Origin of the sequence: Levilactobacillus tongjiangensis, assembly GCF_003946345.1 — a bacterium.
GTDB classification, from domain to species: domain Bacteria; phylum Bacillota; class Bacilli; order Lactobacillales; family Lactobacillaceae; genus Levilactobacillus; species Levilactobacillus tongjiangensis.
Window position 1 is genome coordinate 1 of record NZ_RHNY01000019.1, and the last position, 14,671, is coordinate 14,671.

The following is a 14,671-nucleotide window of genomic DNA, read 5'->3' on the forward strand; positions in this document are numbered from 1 at the left end:
GGGGCAGTGTGCCCCTTTTATTATACAAAAAATTGGTGTTGATAGATTTCTCTATCAACACCAAATATCATAGAACCCTTTTTTGGGCTGCGCCGATTCGTTTTTTACAATTGTTTTCATGAAATTAATTTAACATTTGCCGACATGCCTGACCGCAAAATCAATGTCAGCTTACTTGGAACCGCTACCATTCTTATTAAAAAAATAATATTCCAATTGATGGTCGGAATCTTCTGCGATACACTTTATATGTTGAATAATTTCGAGAACAAGTTATTAGAAGGAAAGGAACGCATCCATGAAGTTTAGATATATTTGGTTGGTGTTACTGGTCGGGCTGGGGTTTAGTCTGGCGACCAGCGTGCCAGCTCATGCGTATAAAATCGTCCGTCAGCGGTCGTCCGCTTTGAGTGTTGGTCGTTTACGGCGTGTTAATGATAGTGCCGTCCACTATACGGGGGTGCCCCGCCGGTATAGCCATGCCAAGCATTTACATAGCAGTAACTTAATTAAGAGTATCAAGGGGGCTTCCGTTAAATTTAAGACGAAATACCTGCTGCCATACCCGGGCTACAAGCATCAAGCCTGGGGCAATCCTCAGAGTATCGCCACTAGTGGGCGCTATTTGTACGTGGTTTATTGCCCAACCGCTTGGAAAAACAAGGGGCGAATCGTTCGGTATGATATGACAAAGTTGGATGGCTTGCGGGCCACACCACGTCAAGTTCAGAAGGCCTATTCTTCCAATGCTAAGAAGGAGCGGGCCATCCGGAAGGCCATTAAAGTGGGTCCCGTCTTCACGACCGGCCACGGTCAATCCCTGGCGTACAACTGGAAGAACCACCACTTGTACATGTGGTGTGACAAGGAATCGGCACCACGCCAGCCTATGAATCAGTATGGCTATATCAGTGAAATCAGTACCAGTAAGATGAAGGTGCTGCACAAGATTCGTTTCCGCTTGCGGAGCCACAAGTTCTCCGTCCCTGGTGGGCATGTTCTGACGTTTGACAAGTATGGGAACGCCTACTTCTGGTCTCGGCCATCCACGTATCGTGCTTATATTTACAAGGGCCGAATCTCACGGAATAAGGTTCATTTCCGCCTGACGCATCAGGTCTTATCGCACGGTCCCGGCACGCGGGTACAGAGCATGGGGTACAACCCCCACACGGGCAAACTCTATCTGGTATCTGATGGGTCGATTGCCAACCTGCCAGCTAAGAAGCTGAATGGGCACGGCCATCTGACGAAACGCAACGTTAAATGGAATAAGTTCTCGCCCCGTCGTGAACTGGAAGGCTTAACCTTCGCGCGCAACGGCCGAGCTTACCTCTTGAGTAACCATAATCCTGAGGTGCTGACGAGTAACCGCACCAGTTGGTAAGTTTAAATCGTTAAAAGAGTTCTGAAGTCCCCCAATCTTTCGCACAGGTCTTATACTTGCGCAAAAGATTGGGGGATGAGGGATTATGAGAACAATTCATTTAGCTGAGGCACTAATCCTTAGTCTGGGCCTCGGCCTAGCTGCGACGGTGCCAGTCCACGCGGCCACGACCGTCAAACAAACTTCGGCAGCCTTAGTCACGTCTAAGCGCATGACCACGTTGAATGATCGTCAAGTACATTACGTACCCGTGCCCAATAGTTATGCCGACGCAGCTCACCCACAAGGCGTGAATACCATTGCCAGTGACCGGGGTAGCGCGGTGACGTTTAAGACGAAATACTTGTTGCCGATTCCGGGCTATCAACATCAGGCCTGGGGCGATCCCCAGAGCTCGGCGGTCGTGGGACACTACCTCTATGTCGTGTACTGTCCGACGGCTTGGCACAACCGTGGGCGCATCGTCCGGTTTAATTTACAGACATTGGCTGACCTGAAAGTAACTCCGCGACAGTTACAGATGGTGTACACGAACGCTGCGGCACAGTCGGCGCAAGAGATGATGATTCGTTCTGCTATCAAGGTGGGGCCAGCCTTTACGACCGGTCACGGCCAATCGTTAGCCTACGACTGGCACAACCATCAATTCTATATGTGGTGTGACCGTGAGTCTGCTCCTCGTATCAACATGAGTCAGTACGGGGTCTTACAACAAATTAGTGCGACGTCCTTACAGCCAGTTCACCGGATTCAATTTCGGTTGAAGGCAAAGCACTTTGCGGTCCCTGGTGGCCACGTGTTAGCCTTTGACAAGGCGGGCTATGCCTACTTTTGGACGCGTCCCCGGGCAAATGAAGTTTATATTTATCAAGGGAACATTCACCGAGATCACGTTAGCTTCCGGCTGACGAAGCAGATTTTGGCGCACGGTCCTGGAACCTGTGTCCAGAGTATGGCGTACAATCCCAACAATGGGCGGCTATATCTGGTGGCGGATGACTCAATTGCCAGTTTGCCGGCTAAAAAGATCGAACACCTCAGCAGTGGGGATGTTAAGTGGACTGGTTTCGCTTCACGCCGGGAGTTTGAGGGATTGACCTTCGGAAATGATGGTCAGGCTTATCTGATGAGTAACCACCAGCCGGAAATTTTGGTTGGTAATTCGTTAAATTGGTAGAAGATTAAAGAGGCGTTGCTAGTGGTGGCCATTTGATGGCGGACTGCTGGCAATGTTTTTTTGGTGGTTTTGATGATGTCGTTCTGGAAAAAGGGAATTAGGCTTTCCAAAGGGTAGAAATTGATTGAAAAATAAATTGACCGTGAATTCGCTGGCGTTCACGGCCTTTTTGATACCGTCAAATTGGCGATGAAACCGCTGCCATAAATTCAGCAATGTAGATAACACTATATTTATTGTTGCCTATTCACTAAAATTACGCTATGCTGTGTCTAATCTCTTTTGTGGGGGGAAGAAACGGACTTGAAGAAACCAAAAATGTATCGCCAAGGGTCACGTTCAATTTGGCTGATACTCACGCAACTCGCTGTGGTCGAAAGCATGGCCTGGCACCGAAGAACGGGTATCTGGTAAGGTTTGACTAGAGGAGGAGCTTAAGTGAACGCAACAACTTTTGCACGTTTTCGTAAGGAAATGAAACGGTTCATGGACCAAGCGACAAACGACTACGAAGCCATTATTATCACGCGAAAAAATAAGAGTAACGCCGTCTTGATTTCGGTCGAAGAGTACAACAATCTGTTGGAAAGTCGTTACGTCCTGAATAAGCCAGAAAATCTGGCCTGGCTACAAGAATCTTTGATTCAGGTCAACGCCGGTAAGGTGGCAACGCATACCTTACTGACTGAGCAGGAGGTGGCTGAACAGGATGAATAGTTTGTTCACCACGAATGCGTGGTCCGACTATGTAGCCTTACAACGGGCTGACTTGGGATTGTTGCTACGGGTCAACGACTTACTGACCGCTATCATGGAGAACCCAACTAAGGGGCCGGGACAACCGGAAGCCCTGCATGGCGTCTTTGGGGGATGCTGGACACGACGAATCGATGCGCGTCATCGCTTGATTTACCGTGTCGAAGGGCAAACGGTCATCGTGCTTTCCTGCCGAGACCACGCGGCGTAGGAAATTCAATGTCTAGAATTAAGAAATACCTCACCAACTTCTTTGCGTTGGTGAGGTATTTTTAGGCTAACGGCCAATCTTATTCATATAGTCGGCCCCATCATATTGATAGGAGTAGTTGTGAGCAAGCTTGGTACGGGTATAAGCTTGGAAATAGCCCATGTTGTAATAAGACTTCATAATTCGTTTACCGTGAACCTTTTTCTTAGACAGCCAAAAGTTTCCCATGGTCTGGTAGCCATACTTATACTTACCATTTAGAAGGTAGTTGACGCCACCATTACCTTTCTTGTATTTTTTAACAAAAAGTCGTTGTGATCCCTTTTTCTTCGTGGAATACAACGCTTTTCCGTTATATATAACTTTATACTTCGTAATTTTGATCTTTGTCCATTTATGATGACCTTGATATTGGTACCACGTGCCCCGTAATTCCGTTGGGGTTTGTGAATGCCCCTTGTATTTGGCGTGGGCGGTCACCGATGATCCTGGGCCAATGAGTAAGCCGAGGGCCAACAGGGTGGCAATTAGTAGGCGCTGTCTGAGTTGCATGACTCCATCTCCAATTACTATGTATTTTGACACGCCTTTAGTATACGCCGGGAGAACGGGTATTTGTACGCACTTTTCGTGACTAGTGGGGGAGGTAGCTTAACGGACTACTTGACCAATCTAAAGAATAATTTATAAGACGTCAGGGCTAATCTTGCCTCGGAAACTCGTATAATGGGAATAAATATGTGAAGTCGGGGAGAGGTGGCACCATGGAACAATGGCGACCTTTAGGAAGATTATGGCGATTCAATCAACGGGTGAGCCGATGGCGGGCGGCACGGGCAATCAAAGAAGCCCTACGCATCGCATATCCGTTTGTCTTAGTCATGACAGCAATCGACGTTATCGGTCAGAGCTTTTTAGCCAGTAATGGGTTCTTTTTTCAAATCTATCACGTGGGTGACTGGTTGCCTGGATTAGAATTGTGGCAACAATTAATTCAGGTTGCCAGCACCGTGATCAACGGTGTAGTGGCCGTGATTATTGCCTTCACTACCGGTCGGTATTTGGCCAAGACTTATCGTGGTGATGGACAGGCCATCGGTGTCATGAGTGCACTGGCGTTTTTAACGTTGAACGTGAATTATGATGCATTAGAACAGGTCAATCGTACTACCGGTGAGGGCATGTCTAAATTTATGGAGCCCAACTTGGGACCACAAGGGATTTTCTTAGGTATCGTAGTTGGACTGTGCGTTGGCTGGTTTGCCACGCACCTCATGCAGTGGTTGACGCGTTGGCAATTGAAACATCCGCGCTACCAGCTATCATGGACTGGTCGGGTTGCCTGGCCGTTGACCGTGGTGTTGATCGTTACCATCGGCATTGGTTATGGGTTGAGCTGGCTAACTGCTGGCGGGTTAAACGGCTTGGTTTACCAGGGCCTGAGTGAACTGGTGGCCAATCCAGGTCATCGGGGCTTCGTCATTCTGGGCGTGACGGTTTTAAACAACCTGTTGTGGTGGCTGGGTTTAATTGGGCCCGTCTCGTTGACCGGTAACAGCGCGGTGACGTCGCTGCAAAACTTAGCCTACGCAGTCCAACACGGTTCCGGGTGGGGTGCACCTAATCCAGTAACGCTACATACTTTGGGCGACGCCTACGCCAACTTTGGGGGCGCGGGCATGACGCTGGCGCTACTGATTGCTATTTGGATTGGGTCTAAACAAGTCAGTTACCGGCGAATCGCCAACCAGACTTTTCTACCCAATTTAGTGAATTTGAATGAGCCAACTCTGCTAGGATTGCCGTTACTTTATAATCCAGTTTTGTTGATTCCATTTGTTGTGGCTCCAGCGGTTAACGTGGTGGTGGCCTGGTCAGCAATTACGCTCAAGCTGGTACCACCGATCGTCTATCCGGTCCCGAGTACCACACCAGGTCCTCTAATTGCTTACGTGGGGACTGGTGGTGACTGGCGGGCACTGGCCTTAAGTCTGATTTGTTTGGGCATATCTGTGCTAGTTTATTTGCCATTTGTTCGCTTGTTAAACGACCAAGGGGGTGCGAACCATGGGGCATAAATGGTGGTATTGGGTGCTGGGTGTCCTGGTCATTCTGGCCATCTTTGTCCCCAGCACAGCTTGGATGCGGCAACGAACGACGCATTATCGTACGCAGTATAAGACGGCCCTGAATCCGACCATTATGGTACCAGGTTCTAGTGCCAGTCAGGACCGGTTCGATGCGTTGATTAAGGAGTTACGTAAAGAGACCAAGGTACGGCATAGTGTTTTGAAGGTTCAGGTGGAAACGAATGGTCACGTTACTTACACGGGATCGATTCGACAGGGAGATAATCACCCCTTTATTGTGATTGCCTTTGATAATAATCAGGACGGGGTCACGAACATTAATAAGCAGGCTAAGTGGTTGAATATTGCCTTTAAGGAACTAGTAAAGACGTATCATTTCAATCATTTCTCAGCGATGGGTCACTCTAATGGTGGGTTGATTCTGAGCCTATTTTTAGAAAAATACTTCGGGGAGACTCAGCACGTCAGTATCGACCGGTTGATGACGATTGCGACGCCATACAATATGGAATCCGATAGCACAACGCAACAGACGACCATGTTGAAAGAGTTGATTGCGGGGCGGCAAAAGTTACCGAAAAAACTGACGGTTTATTCCGTTGCGGGGACTGAAAACTATTCGAGTGACGGAACGGTTCCAGCTAATAGCGTAAACCAGGGAAAGTATGTGTTCCAAAATCAAGTGGCCCACTACACCCAAATTACGGTAACTGGGGATGAAACCAGTCACTCCGACTTGCCGCAGAATAAGCAAATTGTTTTGTTGATTCGTCAGTACCTCCTGCAAGAAAATTTACCGGCAGACCAACGACAGCAAAATCAGCAGGCTAAACGGCGAGCTTTGAACGGAGAAGCGACGCAACCGTGAGATCATTTCTGCTATAATTGGTGGAAACGGTGGGAGGTCTTGTTTGTGAATTTTCGCCAACTTGAATACTTTTTGGCAGTTGCTAATGCGGGCCAAATCACGGCGGCTGCTCAACAGTTGCATATGGCACAGCCGCCGTTGAGTTATCAGCTGAAACAGCTGGAAAGTGAATTGGGGGTCACGCTGTTGAATCGTTCGGCAACGGGTACCACGTTGACCCCCGCCGGCCAGCTGTTACGAGACTATGCGCAACAATTGGTTGATTTACGGGATCGGGCTGACGCACAGGTCCGTTCACTGGGCCAAGGCCTAGCGGGTACGTTGTCCGTTGGTGTTATTTCGTCGTCGATCGGCGCAACGCCAAATGCTAAATTGCGGACGCTGACGCGGCATTACCCCAAAATTCAGATTCGGTTGTTTGAGGACAACACTTACGGTCTGATTGACCGACTGGCGAAGCATCTGATTGATGTAGCCATTGTGCGGACGCCATTCACAGCACCAGGCCTGACCAGCAAAGAGTTGGCTACGGAATCGATGGTGGCTGTCGTCCCACAAAAGTACGATCACTTTGCGGCAGCTACCTTGAAGGTGGAAGATCTCGAGAGTGTGCCACTGATTATCTATCGGCGGTTTGAACAACTATTTGAAACGACTTTTAGTCAAAAGGGAATGGCACCGTTTATCGCCTGTACCTGTGATGATGCGCGGACGGCTGTTCAGTGGGCTGAAGCGCGAATGGGGGTGGCCATCGTGCCGCACTCAGTAGCCGAGCAGGTCAGCGGACCACAGACTAGTGTTCGGCCGATTCGGTATCAGCCGTGGCGGACCACGTTAAAGCTGGTGTGGCCAGCAGAGATTGCGCCGAGTCCACTATTACAACGTTTTATTGATAGCTATTAGGCATATTGTAAATACAAATTAGGCGGCTCTGCCATATATTTTTTATATGGCAGAGCCGCCGTTTATTTTTAGTCACAAATGCCGTTATAGCGGGAATAAGCAGCCAATCAATTTGGAAGGGTGGGCCGTGGCAGGAACGCGTTACTTTGTGGATAATCAAACAAAGGTCGGATTTTCGGGATTAAATACCAGAATTATAGGAACTGCATTTGTGAATTAAGTTCATTTTTAACTCATTGCGAGGGCTGACCAACTTGCCACGAGCCTCGTAAAAGTTGATAATCAAAGACGACATTGGGAATTGGTTAGGAGGTAAAAAATTATGATTAATACAGCATTAATCATGTTAGGCGTGGGTATCTTTGCCGGTATCGCAGGGTCAATCCTGGGAATTGGTGGGGGGATGATTATCACGCCGATCTTAACCCTTGGGATGGGGTTAAATATTAAATATGCAATTGGGGCCAGCATCATCGCGGTGATTGCGACGAGTTCGGGCTCAACCATCGCTTACTTACGGGACAACGTGTTGAACTTACGGGTGGCCATGTTTTTGGAAATTGCGACCACCACGGGTGCCATCGTGGGTGCTTTGTTGACTGGGGTCTTGGACCCCAAGTACTTGTACCTGTTATTCGGGTGCCTACTGGTCTTCTCTGGGTGGAACATGTACCGGAAGCTCCGGCGGGGGCAAGAGGTTCTACAACGTGTAGAACCGGATAAAATTGCCGCTAAGCTTAAGCTGAACGGTAGCTACTACGACAAGGCCGAACAGAAGAGCATTGATTACCAAGTTGAAAATGTGCCGGCTGGCTTTTCCGTTATGTTTGGCGCCGGCGTGGCTAGTGGACTTCTTGGAATTGGTTCCGGGGCGTTCAAAGTCATGGCCATGGATACCTTTATGAAAATGCCGTTAAAGCCCTCCAGTTCAACATCCAACTTGATGATGGGGGTTACGGCGGCGGCTAGTGCGACCGTGTACTTCTTCAATGGCGCTATTTTACCAGGAATTGCCGTGCCAATGGCTTTGGGGATTTTAGTTGGTGCCGTGGTTGGGTCCCGGATCATGCAGGTTTTGCCAGCTCGCTGGATTCGTATCGTGTTTATTCCCATTATTTTGTACATCGGGTTTCAAATGTTGTTTAAAGGATTGGGGGTTCACTTCTAATGGAATCAAAGAAAGCAACGGCTAATGAAATGGCCCAAGTTGAAACCGTTATTGGTCGAATTCTACAGGTCGGCGTGATTGTTTCAGCTATTATTATGTTGATTGGGTTAGGCATGTTTTTGACAACTGGTTATTCTGGCTATGAAGGGGAATTCGTTCCCCGGCGCATGGCCACGATTTTAACGGGAACCTGGCAATTACGGCCATACGCCATCATGATGTTAGGCGTGTACTGCCTGATCTTAACGCCCGTTTTACGGGTCGTCGTGTCCATCTACGCGTTCTATAAGGAGCGAGATCACCTGTACGTGGCCATCACCACGTTAGTCTTATTCATTTTAATTGCCGCCCTCTTAATTGGGGTGCACGGCTAAACGCCGTCTCCGGTTCCCGGGCAGGCTGGTGGCTGTGGGGACCGGGGAAAGCCAAAGTACGGTCTTTCCCCTCGACTTGAAATCTTGCCCAAATCGCAAGTTTCCAAGCTCGTCCCCTGCTGTAAGTTCGGCAAGGTTCGTCCGAACTAACACCAGCGACACAGCCACCAACCTGCCCGAGAACCTGCGACTGACACTGGTTGGTCAGGCTAGTATTAGATAAAATAGTCAGACATTGTTTTAACAGAAAATTTGGTAGAATCAATCGTATGCCGTGAACTTGGATTAATGACTTACTTGGCAGCATGAATGTGACGTAAAGTTGTAGTGATAGTGTGTCGGTAGCTCGAGTTAAGGTAGCCGAAGGTTGTTAGGGTGGGGGCAGCTGTGTCGACGGTGTTGAGTGGTGTTCTTTACCGCTCTACAGCGTGGGGTGGCTTGAAGACTCGTTGGGTTGTACGAGGCTTCAAGCCAAGAGAAAAGACCGTTTTGTGGCTTTTCTTGGCCCCCACAGCAGCTACCACCCTGACAACCGAAGGCGGAAACACAAGGAAAACAACCAGCAAAGAGAATAGAAGAGACAAAAAAGCTTCGACCAATTTGGCCGGAGCTTTTTTGCTGTTGCGGTATTAATGAACGTGAACGAGTTGAGTGGCGGCAGGCAATGCCGCAAGGAGTACTGTTTATTGGGCGGTGTAACCACCGTCGACAACGAATTCGGCACCCGTAGCAAACTTGGATTCGTTGGAAGCCAGGTAGATACAGATGTAGGCGATGTCGTCGGGTTCACCTAAGTGGCCCATTGGTGTCTTGGAACGGTCAGACATAGCGGCTTCGATTTCAGGAACGGCTTCGACCATTGGCGTCTTGATGTAGCCTGGGTGAACCGTGTTGACCCGCACGTCGTAATCGTTCATGGCACAATCCAGAGCGGCTGACTTGGACATAATCCGCACAGCACCCTTAGAAGCGTTATAGGAGCCGGCGTTAGCGTCCCCAACTAGCCCTTCAATGGAAGAAATGTTAATGATGGAGGCACCCAGGTGCTTGTTCTTCATCCGTTGAATCCCTAACCGGGTACCGAAGAAGACCCCGTCCAAGTTAACGGAGAGTAACTTGTGCCAGTCTTCCGTTGTCGTGCTTTCAATGGGGCCAGTTAAGCCGATACCGGCGTTGTTAACCACCGTGGTAACTTGACCGAAGGCTTTTTCAGTTGCATCGAAAACGGCGTTCCAGCTGGCTTCTTCCGAAACATCTTGTTGGAAAAATTGAATCACGTCAGGGGCTCCAATAGATTTGGCGGCCTTTTCACCAACGTCAGCGTGACGGCCAGTAATCATGACCTTTGCGCCTTCTTCAACAAACTTATGCGCAACGGATAAGCCAATGCCAAGCGTTCCGCCAGTAACGATTGCAACTTTTCCATCCAAACGATTTGCCATAATTATGACCTCCATAAAGTATTTACGTGATTAATTTCACATACAAGTTAAATACTATTATGCTACAACTTGCTGAGTTTGTTAAGTATTTTATCAATAGAAAATTAAAAAGCAACCAACCCCAAGCGGGACGGTTGCTTTGTCAGAAAAATCAGAGATTATTGGGCAGTGTAACCACCATCGACAGTGAATTCTGCACCCGTAGCGAACTTGGATTCGTTGGAAGCCAAGTAAACACAGATGTAGGCGATGTCGTTAGGTTCACCGATGTGACCCATTGGCGTCTTGGTACGTTGAGACATGTTCGTTTCGAAACCAGGTTGTGCGTCAACTAGTGGCGTCTTGATGTAACCAGGGTGAACGGTGTTGACCCGTACATCGTAGTCCTTCAAGGAGCAATCCAAAGCAGCAGACTTGGACATCAACCGCACAGCACCCTTGGAGGCGTTGTAGGCACCCAAGTTAGGGTCACCAACCAAGCCTTCAATGGAAGACATGTTGATGATGGAGGCGCCGAGGTTCTTGTTCTTCATGCGTTGGATACCCAAACGCGTACCGAAGAAGACACCATCTAAGTTAACGCCCAATTGTTGACGCCATTCGGCAGTCGTGGTGTTTTCGATGCTCTTAGCAATGGCCATCCCGGCGTTGTTAACGACCGTGGTAACGGGGCCAAAGGCCTTTTCAGTGGCATCGAACAAGTCGTTCCAGCCTTCTTCGTCAGTTGCGTCGTGCTTGAAGAATTGGATGACGTCAGGGGTGCCAATGGACTTAGCAGCCTTTTCACCGACGTCGGCGTGACGACCAGTGATCATCACCTTTGCACCTTCTTCAACAAACTTTTGGGCAACTGCTAAACCGATACCTAATGAGCCACCCGTAACGATTGCAACTTTACCATCTAAACGATTTGACATAAAATCTCCTCCATTATCAATTTTCTGTTACTCTAATCACATGCCGGAATTCATTATGCCTGAAAACCGTTAATTTGTGAAGTAATTTCTTTCGATTGGGACGTTGTGCTTATTTGTAGTAGGCTGCTCAAGTTATGCTACACTAGTTAGGAATGGATTTAGTGAGCTTAAAAATTTAAGTAATTGTATCCAGTTAAGTTTTGTTATGAGCTTGTTTAGGATGGGGAGAGGTTAGATGTCTAAGCATCAAGTACCAATGTGGTTATTGGGATTGGTTGGGTTAGTCGTTAGTGCATTTTGTATTTTGGGTTATCTGATAAATGAAGAGGCAATCTCAGCTCAAGCCGCTCAGCCACTCAATAATTGGGTGTGGGGAATTACCACCATTTTTGCGTTGGTCTTTACGGTTGGTTCATTTTTAAAGCGTAAGCGATTGGCGGCGGTGAGCTTGCTGGTGATGATCATCGGCATGGTCGTTTATTTTGGATTTCTAAATTAAAAGGCAATTTGAATTTTAGATGACCTGGATAATCTTGCGGAAAGTCATTGTGTAAATCAACAGTTGAAGAGGCGAAGAAGTCGTGGGAGCACGCAAAGGTAAAACTGAACAGTGGCGGCGGAATTTAGCCGTGTTGTGGCTAGGAACGTTTATCGCTGGTATGGGTTTCAGTGAAATTATGCCATTTTTATCGTTGTACGTTGAAGGCTTGGGTCACTTTACGAAGGGCCAAGTCACCATCTATAGTGGGTTGACCTATGCGGCCACCTTCTTCGTCATCGCAGCGGTCTCACCGCTGTGGGGCAAGTTGGCCGATTGCAAGGGTCGGAAGTTGATGTTACTCCGGTCATCAATTGGGATGGCCATCGTGATTGGCCTTATGGGCTTTGTGACGAACGTTTGGCAGTTGATTGGCTTGCGTTTTTTGCAGGGCTTTTTCGCCGGTTATATTCCTAACGCCAGTGCGTTGATTGCTGCCGAAACGCCCAAGGAAAAGAGTGGTAACGCGTTGGGCGTGCTGACAACGGGGTACGTGAGTGGAAACTTGATTGGCCCAGTTTTGGGTGGTATTCTGGCCCAGGTCTTCACGATTCGCTGGACTTTTCTGTTGACTGGTTTCTTCTTGATTGTGGTCTTTATTCTAAGTGCCACGTTGGTTCATGAGCATTTCACACCCATCAGCCGCGAGAAACAGGCGCAAGCGGGTAGTTGGCTCAAACAGGTTAAAAACCCCAAACTCATTTTGGTATTGTTAGTTTCAACCATGTTTATTCAAATGGGGAACAACTCCATCACACCAATTATCAGTCTGTACGTCAAACAACTCATGAGTGGTACGGGACCGATTACGTTGGTTGCCGGTATCATTGCGGCATTGCCGGGAATCTCAACGCTGTTAGCGGCGCCTAAGCTAGGTGAGTACGGTGACCGCCACGGGACACAGCGCGTGTTGGTCTTCGGATACGTCTTTGCCGTCTTAATGTACTTTCCGCAAGGCTTCGTGTCCAGTGTCTGGCTACTCGGGGTATTTCGATTCATGATTGGGGTCTCCGACGGGGCATTGTTCCCGGCCGTTCAAACGATGTTAACCAAAAACGCGCCGCATTCATTAGTAGGGACAGTCTTCAGTTGGAATCAATCCTTCCAGGCGCTCGGTAGTATGTTGGGAGCGTTAGTTGGCGGCTTAGTAGCCAATTGGTTTAACTACAGTGGTGTATTCACGTTTACGGCATTTACCTTGCTGCTAAACTTTCTACTATTGTGGTGGTTGGTCCCAGAAATTCGGCAGTGGCACAGTAAACCCACTAAGAGGAGTGTAAACGAATGACAGATACGACAAATAATTTACCCGCTCAGTTTGTCAACGACCCAACATCCTTGGAAGCCATCGATCGGTTCCGCTCGTGGATGTTGAATTATCGGAGTGCTGTGCAGGTCGTGGAGACTAAGATTCACTACTTGGATCAGGAGTATCAAATTCAAAATGGGCACACGTTGGTAGATAGTCTTCAGTCTCGTATCAAGTCACCAGAAAGCATTTTGGAAAAGGTACAACGTAAACATTTGAACTTTGACTTTGAGACGTTGCCACAACAAATGCATGACATCGCGGGTATCCGCATCATTGTCCGGTTTGAGGATGATATTTTGTCTATGGAACGGCGGTTAGAAAAGCAGCCGGATATTAAGATTTTGAACCGTAAGGACTATGTGTCGAAGCCCAAACCGAACGGCTATCGGAGCTTGCATTTAATTCTGGCAGTCCCGGTCTTTCTAGCAGCGGGCGTCGAAGAAGTAACGGTTGAAGTACAGATCCGCACGATTGCCATGAACTTCTGGGCTTCGCTGGAACATGAATTAAGTTATAAGAAAAACGTCCAGCATCAGGATGAACTGCGACATGAACTGGTGGTGAAGGCTGAATTGGTTCATCAGCTCGACCAGGATATGAACGCCATCAAGAACCAGATTCGGGCGGAGGAAAAGCGGTCTTAACGTGTCTGGGCCGCCTGCGGCTGCCAGGGAGGGCCCGCTGTGGGGACCGGAGCGAGCCAAAGAGCGGTCTCTCTCCTCGACTTGAAGCTTCGGGAAATCGCCGAAGCTCCAAGCTCGTCCCACGCTGTAGGCTAGCTGAAGAGCACTAGCCTACAGCGTCGACACGGCTGGTCCTCCCTGGCAGCCACTGGCTTCGAAGGTGATATTGGCTTCATGTTCCAATCAGTTGGCATACTGACAGTGTTAATAAATCGTTAAATTAAAATGAGCCTAGTCTGGTTGACAGTAGATACTACGTCAAGCAAACTAGGCTCTTTATGTACGGCTTTGATGATGTTAGATGTACAGAAGTAGTTGCTGGGTAACTTAATTTTAGTAGAGAAGGCCTATCTGTATTTACTGGTTAGTTGCTAGTGGAAGTGGTCAGGTGTGGCGCCCATGGTGGTCTTGTTAGACCAAGTAGGCTGCTTGATTCTACAAGACTAGGACGAGCTTTAAGACTCGTCCTTGGAGGCTTAAAGCCGAGTCTAAAGACCGCACCATAGGCTTTAGACGGTCCCACAGGCGGCGTACCTGACCACCGTAACGATGGGCGCCTGACCAGTCAAAAAAAGCCTTAGCATAAATGCTAAGACTAAAGTTTACGATCATGCTTATTCAGAGCGTTATTTTTCGCTCGAAGCTTGGTCATCACGGCTGAGCAGCGTGATTCCGTTGACCGCAATCAAAGCAACAACTGCCATTGAAACCCCAATTTGTAAAGGCTTCCAGGTCATTTGTTCCAGAGTTCCGCCAATGTAACCAACAACTTCACCGAAGATAACCGCCCAGAAAATTACGACTAAATTAGATTCAAGCCACTTCACACGCGTCACCTCACAATC

16 protein-coding genes are annotated in these 14,671 nt (G+C 48.3%); 12 read left to right on the top strand and 4 right to left on the bottom strand.

The genetic code is table 11. The features are described 5' to 3' along the window. Window positions 1–298: 298 nt before the first annotated feature. The 4 genes from EKM75_RS10530 (at window position 299) to EKM75_RS10545 (ending at window position 3,531) form a co-directional block, all read left to right on the top strand. Window positions 299–1,387: a hypothetical protein gene (locus EKM75_RS10530; RefSeq protein WP_125694431.1), complete on the top strand. Its 1,089-nt coding sequence runs from the start codon at window positions 299–301 to the stop codon at window positions 1,385–1,387. Between the two features lie 85 nt (window positions 1,388–1,472). Continuing rightward, window positions 1,473–2,564, top strand: a complete 1,092-nt coding sequence (locus tag EKM75_RS10535; protein WP_125694433.1) for a hypothetical protein — start codon at window positions 1,473–1,475, stop codon at window positions 2,562–2,564. Between the two features lie 438 nt (window positions 2,565–3,002). Then, window positions 3,003–3,281, top strand: a complete 279-nt coding sequence (locus EKM75_RS10540) for a type II toxin-antitoxin system Phd/YefM family antitoxin (protein WP_225426709.1) — start codon at window positions 3,003–3,005, stop codon at window positions 3,279–3,281. Continuing rightward, window positions 3,274–3,531: a Txe/YoeB family addiction module toxin gene (locus EKM75_RS10545; protein ID WP_125694435.1), complete on the top strand. Its 258-nt coding sequence runs from the start codon at window positions 3,274–3,276 to the stop codon at window positions 3,529–3,531. Before EKM75_RS10540 ends, EKM75_RS10545 begins: the two co-directional genes overlap by 8 nt. 66 nt (window positions 3,532–3,597) lie before the next feature. Here the strand turns inward: EKM75_RS10545 and EKM75_RS10550 are convergent, their stop codons facing one another. After that, the gene (locus EKM75_RS10550; RefSeq protein ID WP_125694437.1) at window positions 3,598–4,083 is read right to left on the bottom strand and encodes a hypothetical protein; all 486 of its coding nucleotides are present in this window, start codon (window positions 4,081–4,083) and stop codon (window positions 3,598–3,600) included. A 212-nt stretch (window positions 4,084–4,295) separates the two neighbouring features. On the opposite strand from EKM75_RS10550, the gene EKM75_RS10555 reads away from it, so the two are divergent. The 5 genes from EKM75_RS10555 to EKM75_RS10575 all read left to right on the top strand — a co-directional run bounded on the left by EKM75_RS10555 (window position 4,296) and on the right by EKM75_RS10575 (window position 8,934). Next, complete coding sequence (locus tag EKM75_RS10555) at window positions 4,296–5,609, top strand: PTS transporter subunit EIIC (protein ID WP_125694439.1); 1,314 nt, start codon at window positions 4,296–4,298, stop codon at window positions 5,607–5,609. Further along, the gene (locus tag EKM75_RS10560) at window positions 5,599–6,489 is read left to right on the top strand and encodes an alpha/beta hydrolase (RefSeq protein ID WP_125694441.1); all 891 of its coding nucleotides are present in this window, start codon (window positions 5,599–5,601) and stop codon (window positions 6,487–6,489) included. The genes EKM75_RS10555 and EKM75_RS10560 overlap by 11 nt, the downstream gene beginning before the upstream one ends. Before the next feature lie 45 nt (window positions 6,490–6,534). Continuing rightward, window positions 6,535–7,392 carry a LysR family transcriptional regulator gene (locus tag EKM75_RS10565; protein WP_125694443.1) on the top strand — a complete coding sequence of 286 codons (858 nt, stop codon included), beginning with the start codon at window positions 6,535–6,537 and terminating at the stop codon, window positions 7,390–7,392. Window positions 7,393–7,714: 322 nt separating this feature from the next. After that, window positions 7,715–8,560: a sulfite exporter TauE/SafE family protein gene (locus EKM75_RS10570; RefSeq protein ID WP_125681487.1), complete on the top strand. Its 846-nt coding sequence runs from the start codon at window positions 7,715–7,717 to the stop codon at window positions 8,558–8,560. After that, on the top strand, window positions 8,560–8,934 hold the full coding sequence (locus EKM75_RS10575; RefSeq protein WP_125694445.1) for a DUF1634 domain-containing protein: 375 nt from the start codon (window positions 8,560–8,562) through the stop codon (window positions 8,932–8,934). The genes EKM75_RS10570 and EKM75_RS10575 overlap by 1 nt, the downstream gene beginning before the upstream one ends. A gap of 683 nt (window positions 8,935–9,617) precedes the next feature. On the opposite strand, the gene EKM75_RS10580 is transcribed toward EKM75_RS10575, so the two are convergent. Continuing rightward, window positions 9,618–10,376 (bottom strand): SDR family oxidoreductase, encoded by a 759-nt coding sequence (locus EKM75_RS10580; RefSeq protein ID WP_125694447.1) that lies wholly within the window; start codon window positions 10,374–10,376, stop codon window positions 9,618–9,620. 158 nt (window positions 10,377–10,534) lie between these two features. Beyond that, a complete protein-coding gene (locus EKM75_RS10585) occupies window positions 10,535–11,293 on the bottom strand; it encodes an SDR family oxidoreductase (RefSeq protein ID WP_125694449.1) in 759 nt (252 codons plus the stop codon). A 235-nt stretch (window positions 11,294–11,528) separates the two neighbouring features. On the opposite strand from EKM75_RS10585, the gene EKM75_RS10590 reads away from it, so the two are divergent. From EKM75_RS10590 to EKM75_RS10600, 3 genes are all read left to right on the top strand, one after another. Then, complete coding sequence (locus EKM75_RS10590) at window positions 11,529–11,792, top strand: hypothetical protein (RefSeq protein ID WP_125694451.1); 264 nt, start codon at window positions 11,529–11,531, stop codon at window positions 11,790–11,792. Window positions 11,793–11,874: 82 nt separating this feature from the next. After that, on the top strand, window positions 11,875–13,119 hold the full coding sequence (locus EKM75_RS10595) for a multidrug efflux MFS transporter (RefSeq protein ID WP_125694453.1): 1,245 nt from the start codon (window positions 11,875–11,877) through the stop codon (window positions 13,117–13,119). Next, on the top strand, window positions 13,116–13,787 hold the full coding sequence (locus EKM75_RS10600) for a GTP pyrophosphokinase (protein WP_125694455.1): 672 nt from the start codon (window positions 13,116–13,118) through the stop codon (window positions 13,785–13,787). The genes EKM75_RS10595 and EKM75_RS10600 overlap by 4 nt, the downstream gene beginning before the upstream one ends. Before the next feature lie 665 nt (window positions 13,788–14,452). On the opposite strand, the gene EKM75_RS10605 is transcribed toward EKM75_RS10600, so the two are convergent. Further along, entirely contained in the window at window positions 14,453–14,653 is a 201-nt protein-coding gene (locus EKM75_RS10605) for a YjzD family protein (protein WP_125694457.1), read from the bottom strand. Between the last annotated feature and the right edge of the window lie 18 nt (window positions 14,654–14,671).